The 19,641-nt window shown below is 38.3% G+C and carries 20 protein-coding genes; 11 read left to right on the top strand and 9 right to left on the bottom strand.

Annotated features, from left to right (window positions below; all coding sequences use genetic code 11):
- Positions 1-52: 52 nt before the first annotated feature.
- The 4 genes from AAFF35_RS18905 to AAFF35_RS18890 all read right to left on the bottom strand — a co-directional run bounded on the left by AAFF35_RS18905 (position 53) and on the right by AAFF35_RS18890 (position 2,698).
- Positions 53-706: a response regulator transcription factor gene (locus AAFF35_RS18905; RefSeq protein ID WP_342328091.1), complete on the bottom strand. Its 654-nt coding sequence runs from the start codon at positions 704-706 to the stop codon at positions 53-55.
- A gap of 72 nt (positions 707-778) precedes the next feature.
- On the bottom strand, positions 779-1,576 hold the full coding sequence (locus tag AAFF35_RS18900) for a sensor histidine kinase (RefSeq protein ID WP_342328090.1): 798 nt from the start codon (positions 1,574-1,576) through the stop codon (positions 779-781).
- On the bottom strand, positions 1,552-2,214 hold the full coding sequence (locus AAFF35_RS18895) for a hypothetical protein (RefSeq protein ID WP_342328089.1): 663 nt from the start codon (positions 2,212-2,214) through the stop codon (positions 1,552-1,554). Before AAFF35_RS18895 ends, AAFF35_RS18900 begins: the two co-directional genes overlap by 25 nt.
- Positions 2,215-2,224: 10 nt before the next feature.
- Positions 2,225-2,698, bottom strand: coding sequence for a hypothetical protein (locus tag AAFF35_RS18890; RefSeq protein ID WP_342328088.1), 474 nt, complete (start codon positions 2,696-2,698; stop codon positions 2,225-2,227).
- A gap of 280 nt (positions 2,699-2,978) precedes the next feature.
- Between AAFF35_RS18890 and AAFF35_RS18885 the strand changes: the two genes are divergently transcribed.
- The 5 genes from AAFF35_RS18885 to AAFF35_RS18865 all read left to right on the top strand — a co-directional run bounded on the left by AAFF35_RS18885 (position 2,979) and on the right by AAFF35_RS18865 (position 8,277).
- A complete protein-coding gene (locus tag AAFF35_RS18885; protein WP_342328087.1) occupies positions 2,979-4,115 on the top strand; it encodes a hypothetical protein in 1,137 nt (378 codons plus the stop codon).
- A 92-nt stretch (positions 4,116-4,207) separates the two neighbouring features.
- Positions 4,208-6,526 (top strand): hypothetical protein, encoded by a 2,319-nt coding sequence (locus AAFF35_RS18880; protein ID WP_342328086.1) that lies wholly within the window; start codon positions 4,208-4,210, stop codon positions 6,524-6,526.
- A 10-nt stretch (positions 6,527-6,536) separates the two neighbouring features.
- Complete coding sequence (locus tag AAFF35_RS18875; RefSeq protein ID WP_342328085.1) at positions 6,537-6,818, top strand: DUF1360 domain-containing protein; 282 nt, start codon at positions 6,537-6,539, stop codon at positions 6,816-6,818.
- A gap of 54 nt (positions 6,819-6,872) precedes the next feature.
- Positions 6,873-7,142 (top strand): hypothetical protein, encoded by a 270-nt coding sequence (locus tag AAFF35_RS18870; protein ID WP_342328084.1) that lies wholly within the window; start codon positions 6,873-6,875, stop codon positions 7,140-7,142.
- A gap of 283 nt (positions 7,143-7,425) precedes the next feature.
- Complete coding sequence (locus tag AAFF35_RS18865; protein WP_342328083.1) at positions 7,426-8,277, top strand: methyltransferase domain-containing protein; 852 nt, start codon at positions 7,426-7,428, stop codon at positions 8,275-8,277.
- Between the two features lie 63 nt (positions 8,278-8,340).
- Here the strand turns inward: AAFF35_RS18865 and AAFF35_RS18860 are convergent, their stop codons facing one another.
- Complete coding sequence (locus AAFF35_RS18860; protein ID WP_342328082.1) at positions 8,341-9,165, bottom strand: NYN domain-containing protein; 825 nt, start codon at positions 9,163-9,165, stop codon at positions 8,341-8,343.
- Positions 9,166-9,226: 61 nt separating this feature from the next.
- The gene (locus AAFF35_RS18855) at positions 9,227-10,006 is read right to left on the bottom strand and encodes a hypothetical protein (protein WP_342328081.1); all 780 of its coding nucleotides are present in this window, start codon (positions 10,004-10,006) and stop codon (positions 9,227-9,229) included.
- A 595-nt stretch (positions 10,007-10,601) separates the two neighbouring features.
- Between AAFF35_RS18855 and AAFF35_RS18850 the strand changes: the two genes are divergently transcribed.
- On the top strand, positions 10,602-11,288 hold the full coding sequence (locus tag AAFF35_RS18850; RefSeq protein WP_342328080.1) for a hypothetical protein: 687 nt from the start codon (positions 10,602-10,604) through the stop codon (positions 11,286-11,288).
- Positions 11,289-11,332: 44 nt separating this feature from the next.
- A complete protein-coding gene (locus AAFF35_RS18845) occupies positions 11,333-11,914 on the top strand; it encodes a hypothetical protein (RefSeq protein ID WP_342328079.1) in 582 nt (193 codons plus the stop codon).
- 26 nt (positions 11,915-11,940) lie between these two features.
- On the opposite strand, the gene AAFF35_RS18840 is transcribed toward AAFF35_RS18845, so the two are convergent.
- Complete coding sequence (locus AAFF35_RS18840) at positions 11,941-12,921, bottom strand: alpha/beta fold hydrolase (RefSeq protein WP_342328078.1); 981 nt, start codon at positions 12,919-12,921, stop codon at positions 11,941-11,943.
- A gap of 135 nt (positions 12,922-13,056) precedes the next feature.
- On the opposite strand from AAFF35_RS18840, the gene AAFF35_RS18835 reads away from it, so the two are divergent.
- Together AAFF35_RS18835 and AAFF35_RS18830 are read left to right on the top strand one after the other, a co-directional pair.
- The gene (locus tag AAFF35_RS18835; protein WP_342328077.1) at positions 13,057-13,422 is read left to right on the top strand and encodes a helix-turn-helix domain-containing protein; all 366 of its coding nucleotides are present in this window, start codon (positions 13,057-13,059) and stop codon (positions 13,420-13,422) included.
- A gap of 1,160 nt (positions 13,423-14,582) precedes the next feature.
- Positions 14,583-15,356 (top strand): class I SAM-dependent methyltransferase, encoded by a 774-nt coding sequence (locus tag AAFF35_RS18830; protein ID WP_342328076.1) that lies wholly within the window; start codon positions 14,583-14,585, stop codon positions 15,354-15,356.
- A 173-nt stretch (positions 15,357-15,529) separates the two neighbouring features.
- Here the strand turns inward: AAFF35_RS18830 and AAFF35_RS18825 are convergent, their stop codons facing one another.
- A complete protein-coding gene (locus tag AAFF35_RS18825; RefSeq protein WP_342328075.1) occupies positions 15,530-15,886 on the bottom strand; it encodes a transposase in 357 nt (118 codons plus the stop codon).
- A gap of 1,054 nt (positions 15,887-16,940) precedes the next feature.
- Between AAFF35_RS18825 and AAFF35_RS18820 the strand changes: the two genes are divergently transcribed.
- Positions 16,941-17,129 carry a hypothetical protein gene (locus tag AAFF35_RS18820; RefSeq protein ID WP_342328074.1) on the top strand — a complete coding sequence of 63 codons (189 nt, stop codon included), beginning with the start codon at positions 16,941-16,943 and terminating at the stop codon, positions 17,127-17,129.
- Between the two features lie 137 nt (positions 17,130-17,266).
- Here AAFF35_RS18820 and AAFF35_RS18815 read toward each other — a convergent pair whose 3' ends face one another.
- Positions 17,267-18,394: a restriction endonuclease gene (locus AAFF35_RS18815; RefSeq protein WP_342328073.1), complete on the bottom strand. Its 1,128-nt coding sequence runs from the start codon at positions 18,392-18,394 to the stop codon at positions 17,267-17,269.
- A 369-nt stretch (positions 18,395-18,763) separates the two neighbouring features.
- On the opposite strand from AAFF35_RS18815, the gene AAFF35_RS18810 reads away from it, so the two are divergent.
- Positions 18,764-19,465 (top strand): AbiV family abortive infection protein, encoded by a 702-nt coding sequence (locus AAFF35_RS18810; RefSeq protein ID WP_342328072.1) that lies wholly within the window; start codon positions 18,764-18,766, stop codon positions 19,463-19,465.
- The last annotated feature ends 176 nt before the right edge of the window (positions 19,466-19,641 follow it).

Here is a 19,641-nt window from a genome sequence, read left to right as displayed (position 1 = left end):
TTCAAACATTCCTATGTAGGTCTGTTTGAGGTGTATCCTAAAACCGGAGAAATCAGATCGTAATTATTCCACTCTTTACGGCATAAATAACCAAGCCTGCAATGTTTTTCGAACCTACTTTTTCGAACAACCTGGTGCGGTAACCCTCCACCGTACGTACACTTAAAAACAATTTATCTGCAATTTCCGTATTGCAATATTCTTCGCAAATGAGCTTAAGCACTTCTATTTCACGTTCGTTTAGCCGGGCATCTTTTTCCTGTAAACGATGCATGAAATTTATCCCCAGCAGCTCTTTGGCCATGGTTGCCGATAGATCATCGTTAAAATAAAAGCCTTTGGTGTGTACGTTTACAATAGCTTCCAGTATCTCTTCCGGTTCGGCATTTTTTGAAAGGTAGCCTGAAGCACCCAAACGCATCGCGTTTAAAATATACTTATCCTCATTATGCATAGAAAGTACCAATATTTTAACGTCTGAAAAATGTTGACGAATATAGGTTATAGCCTGCATGCCATCCATTTCCGGCATTTTAATATCCATCAGAATTACATCGGGTTTATTATTGGTAATTTGAGCAATAAGGTCTTTGCCGTTTGTTGCTTCTATAATTAAATCTAGTTGGGTGTAGTCTTCTAAAGTGAATTTTAAACCTTCACGGAATATTTTATGATCATCAGCGATAGCTAACTTTATTAAGTCCATAGGTTAAAGGTATGGTGATGTCTAAGTAATTTTAAAATTCAAAAACATGGTATAAATATAACCTGCAATAAGTTAATTATCAAGTTTATTGATGTTTAAAGTAATCGTGGTTTGTGTGCCTTTTTCCATTTCTGAATAAGTTTTGATATCGGCTTTGATCAATTGAGATCTGCTTTGCAGGTTTTTTAACCCAAAGCCATGCACTACCGTTTTTTTATTAAATCCGATACCATCGTCTTTGAAGTTTAAGCAAAGCAATTCTGCTTCTTTGTTTAAGGTAATCTCTATTACAGAGGCCTGTGCATGTTTTATGGCATTGCCAAACAATTCCTGCACCATACGGTAAAGCGTAATTTCTACTTCCGGCTTAAAGCGTTCTCCTTTTAAATTTTGACTGTAATTGACCTGCATGCCTGTGTTTTGCTGCACGTAATTACACAGATCTTTCAGAGCATCGGCCAATCCAAAATCTATTAAAACCGGAGGTAAAACATTATGAATGATGTTGCGTATTTCCTGTATACATTCGTCGGTTAATTTACGGGTACAGGCCAGCAAGGCTGATGCATTTTCGGCATTGCCGGATAATTTATCAATGCGGTGCAAATTTAATTTAATGGCCGATAGCACCTGTCCTACACTATCGTGTAGATCAACTGATAAACGTTTGCGTTCGCTTTCCTGTGTTTCAAAAATGGCCCGCAAGAAACTGTTCTGTGCTTCGGCTTGCATTTTACGTTTTTCTTCCTGGTATTTTAGCGTTTTTCGCTGGTAAAGGATGACAAATAAAAACAAAAATACCAGCAGCAAAACTACCACAAGTGTACCAATAATGAGTACTTCGGTTATATCGGTTTCCGGGGTTTGCAAAGTAAGGCAATTGCGAATAAAGAGTTAGCGATTATATTAATGACAGAGTGAATGGTCCAAAAATTTGGAGATAGCGATCCTAGCGACCTCATGAGCATAAATAAAAAAATATTGATACTACAATACGATAAAACTCCGGCACTTATCCAAAACATGGGTTGCTTTTCGAGACGAACAATTTCAACTTGAGCAAGCAATTGCCAGAAATATAACAAAGACAATAAAATTAAGGTTACGCTTAAAATTGTATTTCCAATAGAAGGGAATTTTAATAAACCTTCTATAAAAAAGGCATTAATTAAAATAAGAACTCCGGCTATTCCGGCAAATACTCCGGAGATCCTTTTTAAAGTTAATTTATTAAATGCATTAAAATAGATTAACGCATAAAAAAAGACACTTACCAATAGAAATAAATGAATTAAGGGCGCATTGTTGGCACGCCCTCCAGTGGTAATTAATGTGATGTTTAAGTGCCTCACCAAAAGCAAACTAAAGTCGAATAGCGCCGAAATTATAAAGAAGACAGCAGCAATTTTTTGCAGGTGATTTAAGTGTCTGCGGTTAACGATCGCCGCTGCTATGGGCAAAAGTGCCGACAAGCTTGATAAGTTTTGTAAAAGGAGAGGCGTTGACATGATCGGTTCTTTAACTTGTCATTTTATTTTCCGGACAACCCGCACCGCCGGGACATGGAGAGGCTTGTTCTGCCATCGTATACTTTACGGTATCAAAAGACATGGCCATCATTACCGTTTCTGAGCCTGTCGGAGCCATTGTTGGAACCTGCTCCGGAATTTGATCTATGCCATCTTTGTCGCTGCCTACCAAGATCAGGTGTTTTACACCATAAGCGCCAGCAATCCAACGCAAAAAATTGCTGATGGTAATAAAAATACGTTGAACCCAATTTAGCCTTAATTCATTCGCATAATAGATACGGATGCCCAGGCAATCGGGCTGGTTAAGGATCTGCTGTAAAATCTGATTACCAAAAAAATGTGAAATCGTTTCATTGGGATTCATGATGCGATAATTTGTTGTCCAGGCAGCGGCAATATTTGAATCTATTGGATCGCCTTCAGTACCATCGATCGGGTGTTGTCTGTTTTTAGTTTCCATTTTTATAAGGTTCGTTTAGTATGGTTTATTAAAATTAGAGATTTATCAACTGTATTTCAAAGACTTAGCGTCAATAAGTTGCCTTTTGCCAATAATTGCGTAAAAGCCATATCGCAGCTGCGTACTAATACGCGTGCAGAAACCGTGTCGGCTACCTTGTGTATCATTTGCATTCATTAGAACTTTAATCTGTCAAAAAAAGCGAATCTAAATGAAGGACTTATCATCCTTTGATTGTAGTCAAAAATCCCTAATGAATGAATCATAAATTTTAAAAAAAATGGAAAGTAAAGATGAATCCCTAAAAGTTCCCTGCTGTCCGGAATTATTAAAAGACAGCAATTGCGATGTATTGGTTTTTACGCGCACATTAAATTATCCACTGGCCATAAGAGGGCAGGACAGGCAAACGGCCCTGATGGCCCAGCTATTAATTAGCTTTAGGTTAAGCCGGTGTACCATAGGTAATGTATTGGGTGATCCGGTTTATACAACGACCTTATTGCCCGGCGAAAAAGTACGGTTGGTTACTACCGATAGAAGAAGTCAGTTTACTTACGATGCCAGTACCCAGCTAAGCTACCGTTCTGAACAAATATCAGAAGAACAATACTTTATGAAAGCATCTCAAAGTTATTTTTCTGATATGGAAAACAACCAGTCGGGGCATCAAAGCAGCCAAAATAAAGACCATTGGGACTTTAGCGGCGGCTCGAGTACTAGTATAGATATCAATCCATTTAGTCCGGGTGTGGATAGCAATAGCAATGCTAACAAAAATCACAATGGCTCCTCTACCCTGGATTATTTGAACAGTCAAAGCAGTAATATGCGGGCGTCGGCAAGTCAGGCGGTAAATGCGACACATAAAGCACATTCCATTTCGATTGGCGAGGTGGCCACCAAGGTACATGCCGAAGGCCAGTCGGAAGATCATTTCGAGTCTTCTTCCCGTGAGTTTTCAAATCCTAATGGTTGTCATGCCATCTCGTACTTTTTTTATCGGATGAACAAAAAGCAAGTTGTAAAATTTGAATTGCTAAGTATTGAAAAACTAATTAGCGTTTCGGGATTTACAAATGTTGCTTTCGTAAATCCGACCATCACACCTGCAATGCGGGAAGAAGCCTTAAAAGAGTTAAACAAAGACTTAATTGCAGCCGGTATTTTAGATGATAAAGGCGAAATATCAGCTGCCTACCGTAAGAAATTTGAGTTTTCGATGGAATTCTCTTTACCAACTGCGGGAGTCATTGTAAAAGGCTGTCTGGATGAATGTAATACCTGCGAGCCTGCGGCAAGAGAACGTATCCATTTACAAAATGAACTTTTACGTAAGCAAATAGAACTCCTTGAAAAATCACAGGAGTATCGTTGTTGTCCTAATGATTGTGATGCCGGGGAAGAAGATAGCTAAGCGTTGAGGTTGAAGACAACTTATCTAAAGTAAAAATAGGGGAGTCAGCCGAAAATCCTGTGAAAGAGTAGGCTTTTAAAATAATCAAAACTATGTATATTTCTATGCAAGGCAATTGGACCATACGAGTTACGGCCAAAAATGCAGCCTTTAAACAACAGTTTGTAGTGCAAGGCGCGACAAGCGGAAACGGGACCTATCCAGGTACAGTCGGCGCAGCCGATGTGGTAGTTAATGGTGCCATGTGGACCCTTAATATCCAAAATAATCCGGGTACGGGTTTCCAGAATTCTGATGCCCGGATTAAATTTCCAACCAAAGTAGGGGGAACCTACCAGTTTCAAATTCAATCCAATGATGCGGGGGCCGATCAGGATTTCGATGATTTGATACTGACCTGCATTACACCGGCCGGTTCTCAGGACTTTTTAGCCTATGGTCATGTCAGCACTTACAGCGGCAGCTGTTTATATAATCCCTGCTATCGCAGTCATTTTGTGATTGATCATCCTGATGCTTTAGAAAGGGCATTAAAGAACCCAAGAATACGTGAAATTATTGAAAAATATTATCCTGAGCGCATTCCGCCGGTTATTGTCAACCCAAATCCGCCAGATCCGGGACCTTTTAGACCCATTATGATTAACTTAATGGATGATCGTCAAACACCTGTTCGCATGGCCGATGTATTTAACATCGAAAAGGAAGAAAAGGCCATTGATACCAAAGCAGCCAATAAAAAAGCTACTGAAAATATCTCCCCGGAGAAAACGCTGAAATTTAGTAAAACCATCGAATTGGATTCCAAGGTCAGCAGTGTGTTGGCCGCAGCGCATCGCGATATCGTCGGCATTTTTGACAATGCCCGTTTTGGATGCAGTGTTTCCGATGGTAAAAACATCAGCTTAAATTTCGAAGAATATGACCGTACCACTGCGGAAAAACTTGGAAATCCATATACCGGTACCGGAGAGCGAAGAAATTTAGGCTTTGCTGTTACCGATATGAATGGTAACTATATTTTCCATTATAAACATACACTTAGTGATGTATTCGATGAAGTCTTTACAGACTTTGTTGCCGGGGAGAATGTTGCCATCCAGCGATTGCCGGATTTGATTGTCAGTATTCCTGGAACTACCGTTGGGGCACCTGTTTTGTACGAAAGTGCCTGTTATTTCAACGTAAGCCAAATTAAACGTATTGACATTTGCATCCCTGCATCGGTAATACCGAAACCTTTCAGCTGCTTTAATGGCAATATGATTGGCGCTTTAGGAAATGTAATCATAGGCAGCAACCAAAACAGTACGGCAAGTTTTGCTTTTGCTGCTATGGATAGAAATTCTGCTACTTTACATAACCATTTACATGCCGACGGCCGCATTACGAGCCATAATGTTCTGGCGCATTTGAATATAGATTGTGCCGCATGGGCAGGTATCGTAGATGTAAAAGGTTGTTTGTACAATACACAAAGGAAGGCTACAGACCCTATAATTGCCTTCTATACCATTAGATATAGCAAAAATATGTCGGAACCTTTTAGCTCCTGGAATTACGTAGCCGAGGGTTATATGGGCTATTTATTTCAAGGAATTGGTTTGGATCTATTACCCAAACTGATAGGTACGTACGATACTGTACCGTTAAAAGTTGATGGTGGTCCGGCAATTAAAGTGCCTTATTACTTAAACGTAGAGGCTCAGATTGAAGCAGGGATTCCCTGGATCCCATATGACAAAAACCGACTAATTCAGCTAAATACAAATATTTATCAGGGTACAGCACCCGGAACGGTTTATTTCCGTATGGATGGCTACGATGCTGCCGGAAAACATATTCCAGGTGCTACAGATATGATCGCCATGTTTATCGATAACAATTACCTGGGCTTTAGCTTAGATGATGTCTGGTTTGATGCTGATGGTGTAAACATTGTAAAAGCAGAGTGTAATTTATACCGCATTAAGGAGGCTTTTCTAAACAGTCCGTTAAACGTTAGATTTAAAGCCTGCGAAACTCACCCTAATTCTGTATTTCAGGATCATTATGACCTGTCTATCGGAAAATGCGGTACCTCTGCGGGTTTTGAAGTCAAACGATTGGGGAGTCTGATTCCAGAACCGACCATTTTACATGGTGATAACCCAAATAATAACGATGCACATGGTTGTCCTGGTTTTCGAGGTACGGCAGATGCGGGCAAATTTGGAGATTCCAATTCACACCAGATCACTTTCGTACCCTTACCTGTTCCGGCAGGAAAGTGGCTTGAACCTACTGAAAGTTATGCAACCGTTTCTATTGGTTTATCGGCATCAAAAAGAACAACCAATGGTTATGGAGCAGGTGCAAATGCAGCTCCCTATAGTATAAGCACGGGTGTAGCCATTGAACGTTTACCATAAACAATGTGCAATGACAGCCTATTTGTTTCTAATTTCTGTTCTCGCCGTTTGGCGTGTTACCCATTTAATACAAGCCGAAGATGGTCCTTTTGATGTAATTTATAAACTAAGAAAACTTGCAGGTGAAAGCTTTTTTGGTTCATTAATGGATTGTTTCTTCTGTTTATCTATTTGGGTAGCACTACCACTCGGAATTTATTTCGGCAACGACTGGATGGAGAAAGTACTGTTAACTCTTTCGTTCTCGGCAGCTGCAATATTTTTAGAACAAATTATGATGAAAAAGAATTAGCCTGCTCCAATTGTTGCACCTAAATTAATTTAATCACGCTTAAAAATTAAAACCATGAACTGCTGCGGACAAAAAAGGCAAAGCCTGCAATTTACTTCTGCTAATGATACTGATATACATGAAACAGAAAACGAAAATAATCTGACTACATCGGATCAAAAGCCCGTCTATTTTCGATATACCGGGGATGGCGAATTGCAGGTGAAAGGGGTCTTTAACATCACTTATACATTTTCTTCGTACAGGCCTCAGGTACTGATACACCCAGCTGATGTTTCGGTAATGAGGGGTTATGCAAGTTTAGTAGAGGTCAAAGAAACATAAGCCCATGTAATTACTGACGCAAATTCTGGATTTCGATTCAAACAAAAAGTCTGCATATCGTAAGATAGCAGACTTTTTGTATATCAAAATATATCGGTATCTTTATGTAGTGATATCTCCTTTGGATCGTTTACTAATCCTCTCTATTTCTATTTTTTGTCTCGCTCATTGTTAATTTTTAAGGTGCTAATTGTCTGATTTTACTAAAAATAGTCAAATGAATAGAACAGGTGATACCGGACGGTCCGGCAGTAGCTTGTAAGCAAACTAATATCTTAATGTTATGGAACAAGAATTCGAAATCATACGTGACCAGCAAAAAGAGGTATGGAATAAGTTTTCATCTGGCTGGAAAAAATGGGATGACCTTATGATGGATTTTTTACAACCTGTGGGTGATGAAATTGTCCGCTTGCTTAACCCTCAAAATAATGACATCGTGCTTGATATTGCATCAGGAACAGGCGAGCCTGGATTAACCATCGCTTCCAGGTTGGGCGCCGGAAAAGTAATCCTGACTGACCTCGCAGAAGACATGTTAGAAATTGCCTCTGAAAATGCAGCAAGGAGAAATATTGGAAACATTGATACCCGTGTTTGTGATGTTAGTAAACTCCCATTTGCAGACCACTCTTTTGATGCCATCAGTTGCCGGTTTGGCTTCATGTTCTTCCCCGACATGCAGCTGGCAGCTAAGGAAATGGCAAGGGTGTTGAGGCCAGGAGGAAGAATTGCCACAGCAGTATGGGACATTCCGGAAAAGAACTTCTGGGTGACTGCAATCATGGGAGCAATCAATAAAAACATGGAGCAGCCTGCTGTGCCGCCCGGAGCCCCGGGAATGTTTCGTTGTGCCCAAACGGGTGTCGTGTCTGACCTGTTTCTGAAGGCGGGCTTAACTGATATTTCAGAAGTGGAAATTGCGGGAAAAATGAATTGCAAGACAACGGATGTGTATTGGAACCTGATGACTGATGTAGCAGCTCCTGTTGTTGCGGCATTAAGTAAAGCCGATGAGGCTACGAAAGCTAAAATAAAAGCGGAGGTCTATGATTTAATGGACCAAAAATATGCTGATGGAAATGTGGTGATTGACTCCAGCGCTATTGTCATTTATGCGGAGAAATGGTCCTAGTGTTAAAAGACAGGTTTCAGTAGCGTACTGGAACCTGTCTCTCTGTTATAATTATTACAGTGTTTACCGTTTTGTCGATTTTCTCTTGTTACCGGGCTTTTGTGGGTTCGTGGCGGGTGTCGGTTGAGTGATTTTTCTGATATAGATGTGTTTAACATTAGATTTACCACTTTCTCTTTCATCCACTTCAAAGCGGTTGATGCTTTTTATTAAAGGCAGCAATTTATAGAACCCATAATTTCTGGAATCAAAATCTGGTTTTTTCTTCATCATCAGACTGCCCAGATCTCCAAGGTAAGCCCATCCATCTTCATCTGCCAGATCGGTAATGCTATCTGTAAAGAGTCTGATGATTCCGGGATCAACCTTGTTTAAAGGCTGTGTTTCCGCAGATTTAGTGCCGGTTGCGGTTTGTGACAGGCTATTATCTTCCGAAGGTTGCGACTTAGGTTTCAGGATCTCAATGTAGATGAATTTATCACAGGCAGTAATAAAAGGCGTAAGGGTTTTCTTCTCGCCAATCCCAATTACTTTCATCCCTGCTTCCCGAAGTCTGGTGGCCAATCGGGTAAAGTCACTGTCACTGGAGACAATACAGAAGCCGTCCACTTTTCCTGTATAGAGGATGTCCATTGCATCAATTATCAGTGCACTGTCGCTCGCATTTTTACCGCTGGAATAGCTATACTGCTGAATGGGGGTGATGGCATTTTCCAGTAGTACTTTCTTCCAGCCGGAAACTGTGGGTTTGGTCCAGTCGGCATAGATTCTTTTGAAGGTAGGTGTACCGTATTTGGCAATTTCCTCGAACATCTCTTTTACATTTGCGTAGGGAACATTATCTGCATCTATTAGTACAGCGAGTTTCAGGTCTGTCTCGTTTTTCATAAGCCTTGTCGTAGGATTTTGTTTAAAGATAGATAAACCTGTATCATTTTTAATTGTCGGACTATTTTTTAAAATAGTTACCCACTTTTGATACCTTTTCTACCCAGGCGCCTGAACTGGCTTGAAAAACGTATTCACTTAATCCTACCTCCTTTGCTTTGGGGGCCCAGTCATAGGTATACCCCAAACGTGTCCAGGGATAATGGTAATCTGTAGTAGCTGATAATGTTCGATAATAGGCGAAAACAATGTAATTATTAAACCATGAACTGAAACTCTCAGGACTATTACTACTTAGTGGCGCACTGGCTGTTTTAGTGTTGATCACCCGGCTGCCGGCCGGCCTGTACAAACGTTCGGGGTTTACCCAAACCTCGGCGATGTGCGTATTGCTTCGTTCATTAGCAGGGGGTAGGCCCAACAACTGACAGATACGCATTGTGGTATCACTTGTTGGAGAGAAAGAAGAACCTATGCGTGCTTTCATTTGCTGCGGGATGAATAGCCAGGATTCACCCCATACAGTAGTAATTGAATCACCAACCGGATAGCTGGATGGAAAACGCATAAAACTAGCCATCAAAACATATGGTTTGCCTTTAATTGTTTTCCATTGTAAGGACTTGTTTTCAGGCGTTAATGCCCATAACGTATCAATTATTTCTGAATCATCAGCCACCATTGCATCCAGTATGGCGCTTTGGTACAATTGGTTCATAGAAAGTACAGGTGGTTCCGGCTTTGATGGACTAACATTATCTTTTTTACACCCTACGAGCGTACCAAGCATAAGTAAAGCCCCTAATAAAAAAGGAGAGTAGTTAATTGTTTTTTCTTGCATTAGATTTTTTTTTATGTTTAAGGATTGAATGTTTGAAGATAATATAAAAATATGTTTATAGTATAATGGGTGGGTTTTACCTTCTAACTATAGATCACTAACTATCAACGAAAAAAGAGGTTTATTTTAGTGTATGCGTTGAAATTAACCTTTCTTGCATAGTGGAAGTGCTACATATTCATCTTGTTCATCTTTTTGATATAAAACAGTTTGCTTCGAATTAAAAAATCCTGGCATATAAAATATGATCTTAGAAATAATCGCCATGACAGCTTAAATTTTTCCTGGTGGTATAAGATCATAATTATTATTAAGTTTGAAATATATGAGATAAGTATATAATTCGTTGCATGTCAATTCTTTAGTGATATTTTTTTAAATGAAACAGCCAGGCGATAGGAACAAAGTAACCTCATTAAAGCTGGCTAAGTTCCATATCCCCTGAATATGCTGTAGACAGTCAAGGAAATTATTTAAAAGATAAAATGGCCGATATAAAATTAACAGCATTAATAGGTTCAGGATACAATAGCGAACCAGGTATTTTCTATTTAAAATTTAACGGGCATCAGTTTTGTCAAAGAAAATTAAAGACATGAAGACTTCGAAATTACAAATTGGGCTCATTTTTTTAATCGTAAGCTATTTGACAAATGATAGCCCAAAGGTAGAGGCTGACGCTGCAACTGTTATTTCTGACATATCGAAGAAAAACAGTAGAAATCATAACATAGAAAGAAAAACAGTTATTGATGCTCTGATATTGGATAATGATTCTTTAAATTTTACTGAAATATCGAAGGATGAGTTTCAGTCCTACAAAGGGAAATATAAAACAAGTTGCGTTTTGGATTCCGGACAATTTATCAGTAGTTCAGGTCTTTATGTGATTCAGAACTGCAAGGAAATTTGTGAAACTTACCTCGCAGAAAGGAATACAAATAGAAAAATGTTAATGCCTTCAACCTATGATGCAGGAATATTAAAGATGTTACTTTCTCCATCGTGTAATCAACTAGTCGTTTGTTCATCATATGATGGTCCTGATTATGGAAACTATTATGAATATAGAGCAGAAATTTTTTTATTCAATGTTTCAACAGGAATCGGGTTAAAAGGAATAATACCTTCTCTTAATTATTATACCAAAGACTGGTCAATTAATGATTTGACATGGGTGGATGAGAATACTATAGCTCTTGAACTGTATAATGGAACACGGACGGGTAATGAGGATAATTTGAAATTCAAGTATTTCAAGTCAAATTTAACTGCGAAATAGCAGTTAATAAAACGAATTAATGATTGAAAATAAACAGAAAACTTATGAAAAAGTCAGTAGTAACATTAATTTTTCTATTAACTCAATTAACTGTTTTTGGACAGAACAAATTATTAAAAGATGTTGATAATGACGGCATAATGGATACGGTATATGTTGACTCAACAAAATATACAATCGTTTGTAAATTATCCACAAAAAATTACAATCCAATATTAAGCAAACCTATTGATATTTTGAATTTAATGTCAGGTGTTATTGAAACAAAAAACGGTTTTGAATTTTTTAACGACTGGATGCGTGCGGGTTATAAAAATCAATTTAGATACAACACTAAAACAAAGAAAATACAATTAATTGGTATGAGTAGATATGAATTTGGGAATGCTATTAGCGACGGAAGTGGTGAGTCTAGTGTCAATCTTTTAACTGCAGATTATATTGGAAATTGGAATTATTATGATACGGATAAAGATGAGCTAATTAAAATACCAACTATAAAAACTAAAATGAAGTTTAATTTAATAAATTTAGAAGACTTTGGAGAAGAAATCTATTTCGGTTATGCTAAAAGCTGTACTGAATTATTTCATAAACACAAGAAGATAAAAATGAATAAAAGATAACTACTATCAGGTCGATTATATCGGAGTTATTTGATAATGACATTCCCCTGTGGATTAGGATTGGCTGCTAGCCATGTGCAGGCGTCCATCCACGCACTATCTTTAGGGTAAAGCGCGCTTCGAAGATAAGCCCAAGTGAGTCGCTGTACAGCATGAACACGATTAGGGTTTTCATCTGTAGTCTCAGTTACCAGATACCCCGAAATCCCGCCAAGCATATGTTCTCCACCAAATAAAGTAACCAATGCATTTGCACCGGGACTTAGGTGGTAGGCATCTGTAAACCATTCTGGCCCGATTACGGTCAATTGAGATCTGTCATTGTCGCCTGCAACTATTAGCGTTGGAATATTCATTTCTTTATAACTTTGGTTTAAATGAGGGAAATGTTCTTTAGCAAAACGGCTCAAAGCCTTACCGCCGCGGCCACCAGCACTGAGCAGGACACCAGCCTTTATACGCGGATCAGAAAGATTTTCACTTAAGCTGCCGTCGGCATTTAGCACCCGCGTACCTAGCAACGTTGAAGTGGTTTGGGCTCCAAATGAATGCCCTGCCACTGCGATAAGATTTTTGTTTAACCGGCCTTTAAGACCTAAAACAGAATCTTCAATAAAATCCAATTGGTCAAGAATACGCTTTGCATCATCTACACGGTATCTCCACATGTCTGGCTTCCGGGGATCTTCCAGATATGCTTTGACCGCTTCACTATGACCTGCTTTTGGATTTATACTAAGGGTTCTTGAATCAAGAAAAGTAGGCTGCACCACAATGAAGCCGTTAGCCGCCCAGTAATTGACAAGCGGAGCATAAGCATCCATTGAAGATCCAAAGCCGTGCGAGAAAATAATAACAGGCAAATTGCTGCCGGTTAATGGAGCGGAAACTCGGACCTGCAGTTGATGTTCACGGCCAGGTGCTGACAGTATAATTGGGCTTTGAGAGCAAACTGCTGTTGGAACATTTGTAGGTCCGTTAGTGGAAATATGATTTGACTGATCCATATATTTTATTTTAAGACTTTATTGGTAACTATAATTTTATGAAATTCACATAATGCAAATTTACCCGTGTTATAGTTTAGTTTTGTAATGGGTTTACCGGAGGAAACTGATTTCCTTGAGGAAACCATTATTAAAATGAAAAAAAAGGATAACATAAATCAGGATGCTTGTGCCATCCATCACCGTGCTATACGCGATACCATGGACGTTTTGGCTGGAAAATGGAAGATACCTATCATCGGTTCACTCAGTTTTGGTAAAAAAAGGTTTATGGAACTGATTATGAATATTGAAGGTATAGCGGCAAAAATGCTATCCAAAGAATTACAGGAATTGGAATTAAATGGTTTGATTACGCGGACTGTATTGAATACAAAACCAATAACTGTAGAATACGAACTCACAGCATATGGTTATTCGCTCAAACCTATAATCAATGAAATGGCTTCCTGGGGGATGCAGCATAGGGAGAAAATTATTAAAGAAATTGGTACAAAATAAAATCTCTACCTAATGTCTTGTTCATCGCAATCGATTTAAGTGAATAAATTTAGTTCGTTACGTTATTTTAATCAAGATGTATAAGTATTGAGCATCTTCCAAAGCACTATAAAAAGAAAATCGATCCGGGGTTGTTACTAACTTGTTTTGTGAGTTTTTCAGAAATGTAAGTCTAATCCTTCAATAGCTAATTGTTGATGGTCATATTTGTCAAGATATCAAGTGCGTAGGCGTAATCCGTTACGGCTCTCAATAACCCGGTGGCTTCGTCAGAATTTAATGACTTGTTTTCTAATGTATTACTTAATAATCATACAGTGTTCTTCAAGGATTTTAATTGGTCATTCTGTTCTCTTAATCGCGTCTCGTTTAAAGAATCGCCTTTCACTAAATATTCCTTCAGAATTTTATTGGCCTAAATGCGAAATTGGACGCCTGGTTTTGAATTTATTCTATAACCAACTGAAAAGAGAAGATCCAAATTGTAGTGAATCACCTCTCTTCTTATAGTTCTTGAGCTTCTGTTTGAACTTGTGCAAATTTTGCACAGGTTGATATCTCATCTAATTCTCCAGCTTTATATATTTCTTTCTGATTCCAGGAAATAGCGCCGGGCATGCGCGTTTGATTTCTGTAGCTCCATAATAATGTTTTTATAAAGCCAAATTTATAATCCGCCAAAGGTCACGTCAATATGCACCGCACTGATGAATATCCTTTTGTTCAAAACTTTTCCAGTACATTACTGGTATAATTCATATGGTTATAACAGGGTTCTCAAAATCAATAATAATGGCTCTTATCCGGTGTACGTATTTTATCATGACGGTATGAGAAATCATGTTTATACAATTAATCCTAATGATTATCCATATGCTCAAAATGGATATGTGAATTTAGGCGTGAATTTTTATGCCATAAAGCCATAAAAAAACTTTGAACAATTATCATGTAAAGCGTATTGGAGTTTGTCTTCAATGCGCTTTATTGTTTGGAGGATTTCATTGGAAAGAGGTCAATGGTGTTCTAATAAGTTAGAATAGGCAGCTGACCTTATGTTAATTATTAATACATTCGCAATTCTGAGCGAGCCCAATTATAATAAATTGCATAGGCTTACTTTTGCTTTATCTTTTAGTGATTTTTATTAAAAAAAATAGATGGACTTTTTTTATAACCTACGTTTTAATACAGTTGAGTGGAGAACAAAATTATTACTGGCATTGTTCAAAAATAATTATAAGAAAAAACTATCGTCGTATAAATTTGCCTTTGACAATAAAATTGGGCTGGAAATAGGAGGCCCGAGTGATTTTTTTTCTTCTGATGTATTTCCAATCTATGACTGGGCTAAAGAGATTGACGGATGTAATTTTAGTAGAAATACCATTTGGGAAGGAGCGATAGAGACTAATGAATATAAATATCACCCAAAGAAATCGGGGCGTCAATATATTTTGGACGGTTCTCGTCTAGATGAAATAGCCGATGAGAAATACGATTTTCTATTGTCCTCTCATAATTTAGAACATATCGCAAACCCCTTAAAGGCGGTAAAGGAATGGGTTAGAGTATTGAAACCGGGAGGATTTATATTACTTGTTTTGCCTGATAAGAGATTTACCTTTGACAGAAACAGGCCCTATACATCTTTTTCTCATATATTATCTGATTTTGAGTCAAATATTGGAGAAGATGATTTAACACATTTAAGTGAGATTCTGCAGTTGCACAACTTAAAAATGGATCCTGGTGCGGGGCGGGATTTCGAGGTATTTAAAAAAAGATGCGAAAATAATTTTGAGGTGAGAGGGTTGCACCAGCATGTATTTTCTTTTGACCTTTTGGAAGAGTCGGCTGCGTATTTTAATTTGAGCGCTGTATGTAAATATGATGTTCCGCCATATCACAAAATTTTTCTGGCTCAGAAATAATGCTTTAACTTAATGTAGCTGAACCTAAATAAAAGCATTCATGAATGTATCGTTTTTATTTTTTTGTTCTAAGTTCGTTAAGAATATTTATTGCTATAAATAGACCTTTTTCAGGTCTTTAAATATTTCTGATGATTTCAGTATTAATTGCTTTGGTTAATAGTAAGCTAACACTACAGCACAGTTTCGATTTCCTGTAGCTCTTTCCAACGGTGCGGTAAAAGATCCTGTATTTTTGCTGCCGGATGTTTGTTAATTTTTCTCAGGACATCTACCATCCATACCATGGGATTAATACCTTGTAATTTGCATGTTCCCATGAAAGAATATAGCATGGCACTTCTTTGAGCTGCGTCATGGGAACCGCAGAACAGAAAGTTCTTTCTTCCCAAGGCGATTCCTCTTATACTGCCCTCAATTGGGTTGTTGTCAATTTTTAAGTCGCCGTTTTCTATATACACTGATAGCCGTTTATACCGTTTCATGGTATAAGCAAAGGCTTTGTGAATAGCACTTTTCTCGTTTAGCATCCCGGCATTTTCTTCCAGCCATTGCCCAAAGTGCAACCTGCCCTTATCGGGTCATTTCTTTCTGATTCGAGGAAATAGCGCCGGGCATGCGCCATGCAACATAATAGAGTGATATCCTTGTTTACTGCAAGCGTTTCATAACAGCTGTAGCCGTCACTTTAGAGGTATCCTTTGTAATCTGATAGCAGTTCTTGTGGCACTTGCTGATTGCATTCTGGTTGATATTCGAAGAATACGAGTTTAGCTGGCGGAGCCTGAGCTGCCCAGAAATACCCTCTATGGGTATTCTCGTAACCTGTTCAATATCAGCTTGATGTTTGGTTTCTGGTGAGTCATTTCCTTTTCAAAAATTACTCACCGAATCACCAATCTTATAGGATTTTAGGAGAATTTTGATACCTGATAAAAACGAAAAAGCCTGAAATCTTACGATTCCAGGCTTTTTCTAGGTTCTGATACCTTGGCGGAGAGTGGGGGAATTGTACCCACGGTTAAAATCCCGCTTTAATATGGTTTGGGTGAGGTTTTTGATTATTGACTCACCGAATCACTCACCGATCTTGTTTTCTTTTTAGCTGCAAATGCTACGGAGCTAATTTATAAATAAAATATAATTTTACTATGAATTTGATTCTGATTTTGAGAGGTAATTTAAGTAGGCTAGGCGCTTATAAGATTATATCAAAGGTCTAACTTGATTTTCAGGAATGTCAGTGAGTTTTCCTTAAATTTGAAGTTCGCCTAGTTATATTTGGTAGTTAATCTATGCATTCGATGATAAATAATAGGAAATAACTTGAAAAAATATTTTTACTGGAGTTGAAGATCATTGTGCAGGAAGGCCGTAATGAATTAACGGAGTTGAAAAACAAGTGCGAGAAATAAACGTTTGCATTTCTATAAAGTTATACTATTGTCAAGGTGTTGACCAACAGTTTATTCCAATTTATGATGATTTTTTATTTTCCGATAACTGAGGTTGGATTTTTTTTTTTGATCATTTAATGGGTACATTGACGAAAGTTCTGATTATTTAAAATTAACCAGTCAAAATATGGATGCAAAAAAAGAATACATTGCGGATTTAGCGAAACAATTAATGGCGAGAAAACAAAAGATGACTGGTGCAGCGCTGGCAGTTGATTTAAATAACAAAGGACATTTAACCTATAGTAACGATACTTATGTAGTGGGCGGTGTCGTGGTGTTTACACCCTCATTAAAGCAACTTATAACAGTTTAGCTTCAATTGGGAGACAATCAGAAGCAGATGATGTAGCGCTTGCTTTTACGGATGCGAATGGCAACCCGGCATACGAAAAATAAAATTGATTTTTTGCCGGCTAGGATAGCAGTTAAATTTAGGCTTGGAACACATTTTTAGCCAGCCAGTAACCCTTTAATGGTCTCATTTAATTCATAAAATCTCAAGAGGTCAATTTTGAAAGATTTAGCTGTTTCGATTGCGGGTTTACTGTAGTCGCTTGTAGTGATCATTTGTGCCTTGTCTGCCTTAAATAATAAGCTTGTTCCACCCAGTTCTCTAATTTCTCCGGAACCAACTTTATTTTTTTTAATGTATCTTTTGGCTTGGATAACGGTAAGGAATTTGTCACCCAGAACTGGTGGAGGTGTCCATACCAGGATGTCTGCTCCGTTGTCCCGGGATTGCTTGGTGAGTTCAGTTTCAAGTCCTGACATGGTATAAATGTAAGCGATTAATTCTTCAAATTTTCTGGGCGAAATGGTGTGGACGTATTCAGGATCGATGGTTAAGGCTTTTAATATTTCTTTATTGGTGTTGGACACGATGATCTTTGAACTGCTTGTTGCGATCAGGTAAGGACTTGTTGTAATGAAAGCTTTGATTTGAAGAATGATGTCTTCCAATATTGGATTCAATAGAATGCTGCTTTTATTGATGATTTCGCTGGTGTGCTGAGTTTGCTGTGTCATTTCTTTTACAATCTCTACCAGCATGTGGTCTGTCTTTCGAAAGGTCTCTTCTACAGATAAATCCCCGAAAGATTTTTGTAAATCATCTGTTTTTAATAAAATGAGCTTATCGGTATGGTGATTTAGTTCTTCAATGATATCTACCGCTTGTTTCATCCTGTTCCCTTCAAATTTGAGCGGGAAAGTGCTGATGATGATAAAAGCTTTATTACTTTCTTTGAGTAGAGCAGAGATTAAAGTAATCATGCCGGAAAAAACTCCGCCACCAAAACCGCCCATCAGGACATAAATGTTGTCTGTGGTGATCAGTCTTTTAATGAGGTCTTTGTCTTCATTGAATGCTATTCTTGCAATGTTAGTGTCTGCATTTGTACTCTTTCCAGCAGCGGCTTGTTTTCCGATCAGGAATTTGTTGATCAAAGGACTTGAATTGATCGCATTCTGGTCGGTGTCAAAATAAAATATTTTGTCTTCCCCGAAGCTATTTAAGAGTAATGTATTTGCAATGCTGTTGCCAGCACCACCAAAAGTGAATATTTTGTAGTTTTCCATTTAACCTTCGTTTACGTTTTCAGTTGTATGTATTCCCAGAAGAGTTACTGGATCAATTTTAACTGATGTGTCAAGGCTAGGGAAATAGGCTGAGCGCTTACTGGTCAATATCATTTGCATTAAGTTTTTTGTTGCACTGGTTGATATGCAGGGTTAAGTAAATATAAGTAAAAATAGCTGTAGGGTTTTTAGTGTTGGAGAATTGAAAGGATGTTACTGATGGACTGATAGGATTGCTGAAGATTTAATTGCTGGATTTTTTAAGGATTTAGGAATAGAGGAGGTATCGATACTGGGTTTTATCATTTGAATAGCCAGTCTTAAACTTGATTAAGTATATTTACTGCCATTGCACACAACCTAAGGCCCATGGATTTTGTCACACCATTACCACTAGAACAGCAGTTCAGTGCTGTCATTAACCCAAAAGAAGCTGCTGAAGGTATCCTATTAGCGCTTCGCAATGCGAAAGAGCTGCTGGAAGATGCCGCAGTCTTATTGGAGAATAAACGTTATCCTAGAGTTGTTGCCCTGGCCATTTTGGCTATTGAAGAATATGGTAAAGTGGAGAAAATCAAAGAACTTTTGCTGTCTAAACAAAAGATTGCTTCACTTTGGCGTGAGCTCAGAAGCCATAAATCTAAAAATTATCCATGGATGTTTCCCTTGCTGAAACAGATGGGCGTTAATGATCCGGAACTGATCCGGGATTTTTCTAATCCCAAAAGCAATTGTGTGAAATTCCTGGATGAGCTCAAGCAAATCTCATTTTATACCGAAGCAGTTAAACTGGAAGCGGGTAAAGGTTGCCATTGGTGGCTGCCTTCTGAAATTGTAAGCGATGAAGTGGCTGATTTTTATTACAGGCTGGCAAAGACAATTGTGCTGGATGATGGGATTGTTTGGACTGAAGCTGCATTAACCGTTTACATGGAATATGCTGATTACCAGGATGGCAAGGCTTTTGTTCAGGATATGCCGGCTTATTATGCTGCTTTGTATAAGGCCGAGAACATTACCCGAGAGCGGTATGAAAAAATTCTGCACAACATGGGTATTCCGGGTAAATAGGAAATGAATGACGAAATTTAATTCGAAGTTTTCATTTGACTTTTGGGGTGGTAATCTGATCTCTGTTATCTAAATATCCCAAAACCCGGTGTGTGCGGTCAAAAACCTGAATATTTTTCCACATGACCATTTCTAGCGGTATTAAATCGATATCTTGGATCAACGTTGCTATTTTT

Source organism: Pedobacter sp. FW305-3-2-15-E-R2A2 (assembly GCF_038446955.1).
In the GTDB taxonomy this organism is placed as follows: domain Bacteria; phylum Bacteroidota; class Bacteroidia; order Sphingobacteriales; family Sphingobacteriaceae; genus Pedobacter.
The sequence above is the reverse complement of the archived record's forward strand: the minus strand, read 5'-3'. Positions and strand labels throughout refer to the sequence as shown.

Excerpts from the sequence above, each read along its gene's own strand:
- AAFF35_RS18905 (WP_342328091.1), bottom strand. The coding sequence starts at position 706 with ATGGACTTAATAAAGTTAGCTATCGCTGATGATCATAAAATATTCCGT.
- AAFF35_RS18895 (WP_342328089.1), bottom strand. The coding sequence starts at position 2,214 with ATGTCAACGCCTCTCCTTTTACAAAACTTATCAAGCTTGTCGGCACTT.
- AAFF35_RS18890 (WP_342328088.1), bottom strand. The coding sequence starts at position 2,698 with ATGGAAACTAAAAACAGACAACACCCGATCGATGGTACTGAAGGCGAT.
- AAFF35_RS18885 (WP_342328087.1), top strand. The coding sequence starts at position 2,979 with ATGGAAAGTAAAGATGAATCCCTAAAAGTTCCCTGCTGTCCGGAATTA.
- AAFF35_RS18880 (WP_342328086.1), top strand. The coding sequence starts at position 4,208 with ATGTATATTTCTATGCAAGGCAATTGGACCATACGAGTTACGGCCAAA.
- AAFF35_RS18875 (WP_342328085.1), top strand. The coding sequence starts at position 6,537 with ATGACAGCCTATTTGTTTCTAATTTCTGTTCTCGCCGTTTGGCGTGTT.
- AAFF35_RS18870 (WP_342328084.1), top strand. The coding sequence starts at position 6,873 with ATGAACTGCTGCGGACAAAAAAGGCAAAGCCTGCAATTTACTTCTGCT.
- AAFF35_RS18865 (WP_342328083.1), top strand. The coding sequence starts at position 7,426 with ATGGAACAAGAATTCGAAATCATACGTGACCAGCAAAAAGAGGTATGG.
- AAFF35_RS18860 (WP_342328082.1), bottom strand. The coding sequence starts at position 9,165 with ATGAAAAACGAGACAGACCTGAAACTCGCTGTACTAATAGATGCAGAT.
- AAFF35_RS18855 (WP_342328081.1), bottom strand. The coding sequence starts at position 10,006 with ATGCAAGAAAAAACAATTAACTACTCTCCTTTTTTATTAGGGGCTTTA.
- AAFF35_RS18850 (WP_342328080.1), top strand. The coding sequence starts at position 10,602 with ATGAAGACTTCGAAATTACAAATTGGGCTCATTTTTTTAATCGTAAGC.
- AAFF35_RS18845 (WP_342328079.1), top strand. The coding sequence starts at position 11,333 with ATGAAAAAGTCAGTAGTAACATTAATTTTTCTATTAACTCAATTAACT.
- AAFF35_RS18840 (WP_342328078.1), bottom strand. The coding sequence starts at position 12,921 with ATGGATCAGTCAAATCATATTTCCACTAACGGACCTACAAATGTTCCA.
- AAFF35_RS18835 (WP_342328077.1), top strand. The coding sequence starts at position 13,057 with ATGAAAAAAAAGGATAACATAAATCAGGATGCTTGTGCCATCCATCAC.
- AAFF35_RS18830 (WP_342328076.1), top strand. The coding sequence starts at position 14,583 with ATGGACTTTTTTTATAACCTACGTTTTAATACAGTTGAGTGGAGAACA.
- AAFF35_RS18825 (WP_342328075.1), bottom strand. The coding sequence starts at position 15,886 with ATGCTAAACGAGAAAAGTGCTATTCACAAAGCCTTTGCTTATACCATG.
- AAFF35_RS18820 (WP_342328074.1), top strand. The coding sequence starts at position 16,941 with ATGGATGCAAAAAAAGAATACATTGCGGATTTAGCGAAACAATTAATG.
- AAFF35_RS18815 (WP_342328073.1), bottom strand. The coding sequence starts at position 18,394 with ATGGAAAACTACAAAATATTCACTTTTGGTGGTGCTGGCAACAGCATT.
- AAFF35_RS18810 (WP_342328072.1), top strand. The coding sequence starts at position 18,764 with ATGGATTTTGTCACACCATTACCACTAGAACAGCAGTTCAGTGCTGTC.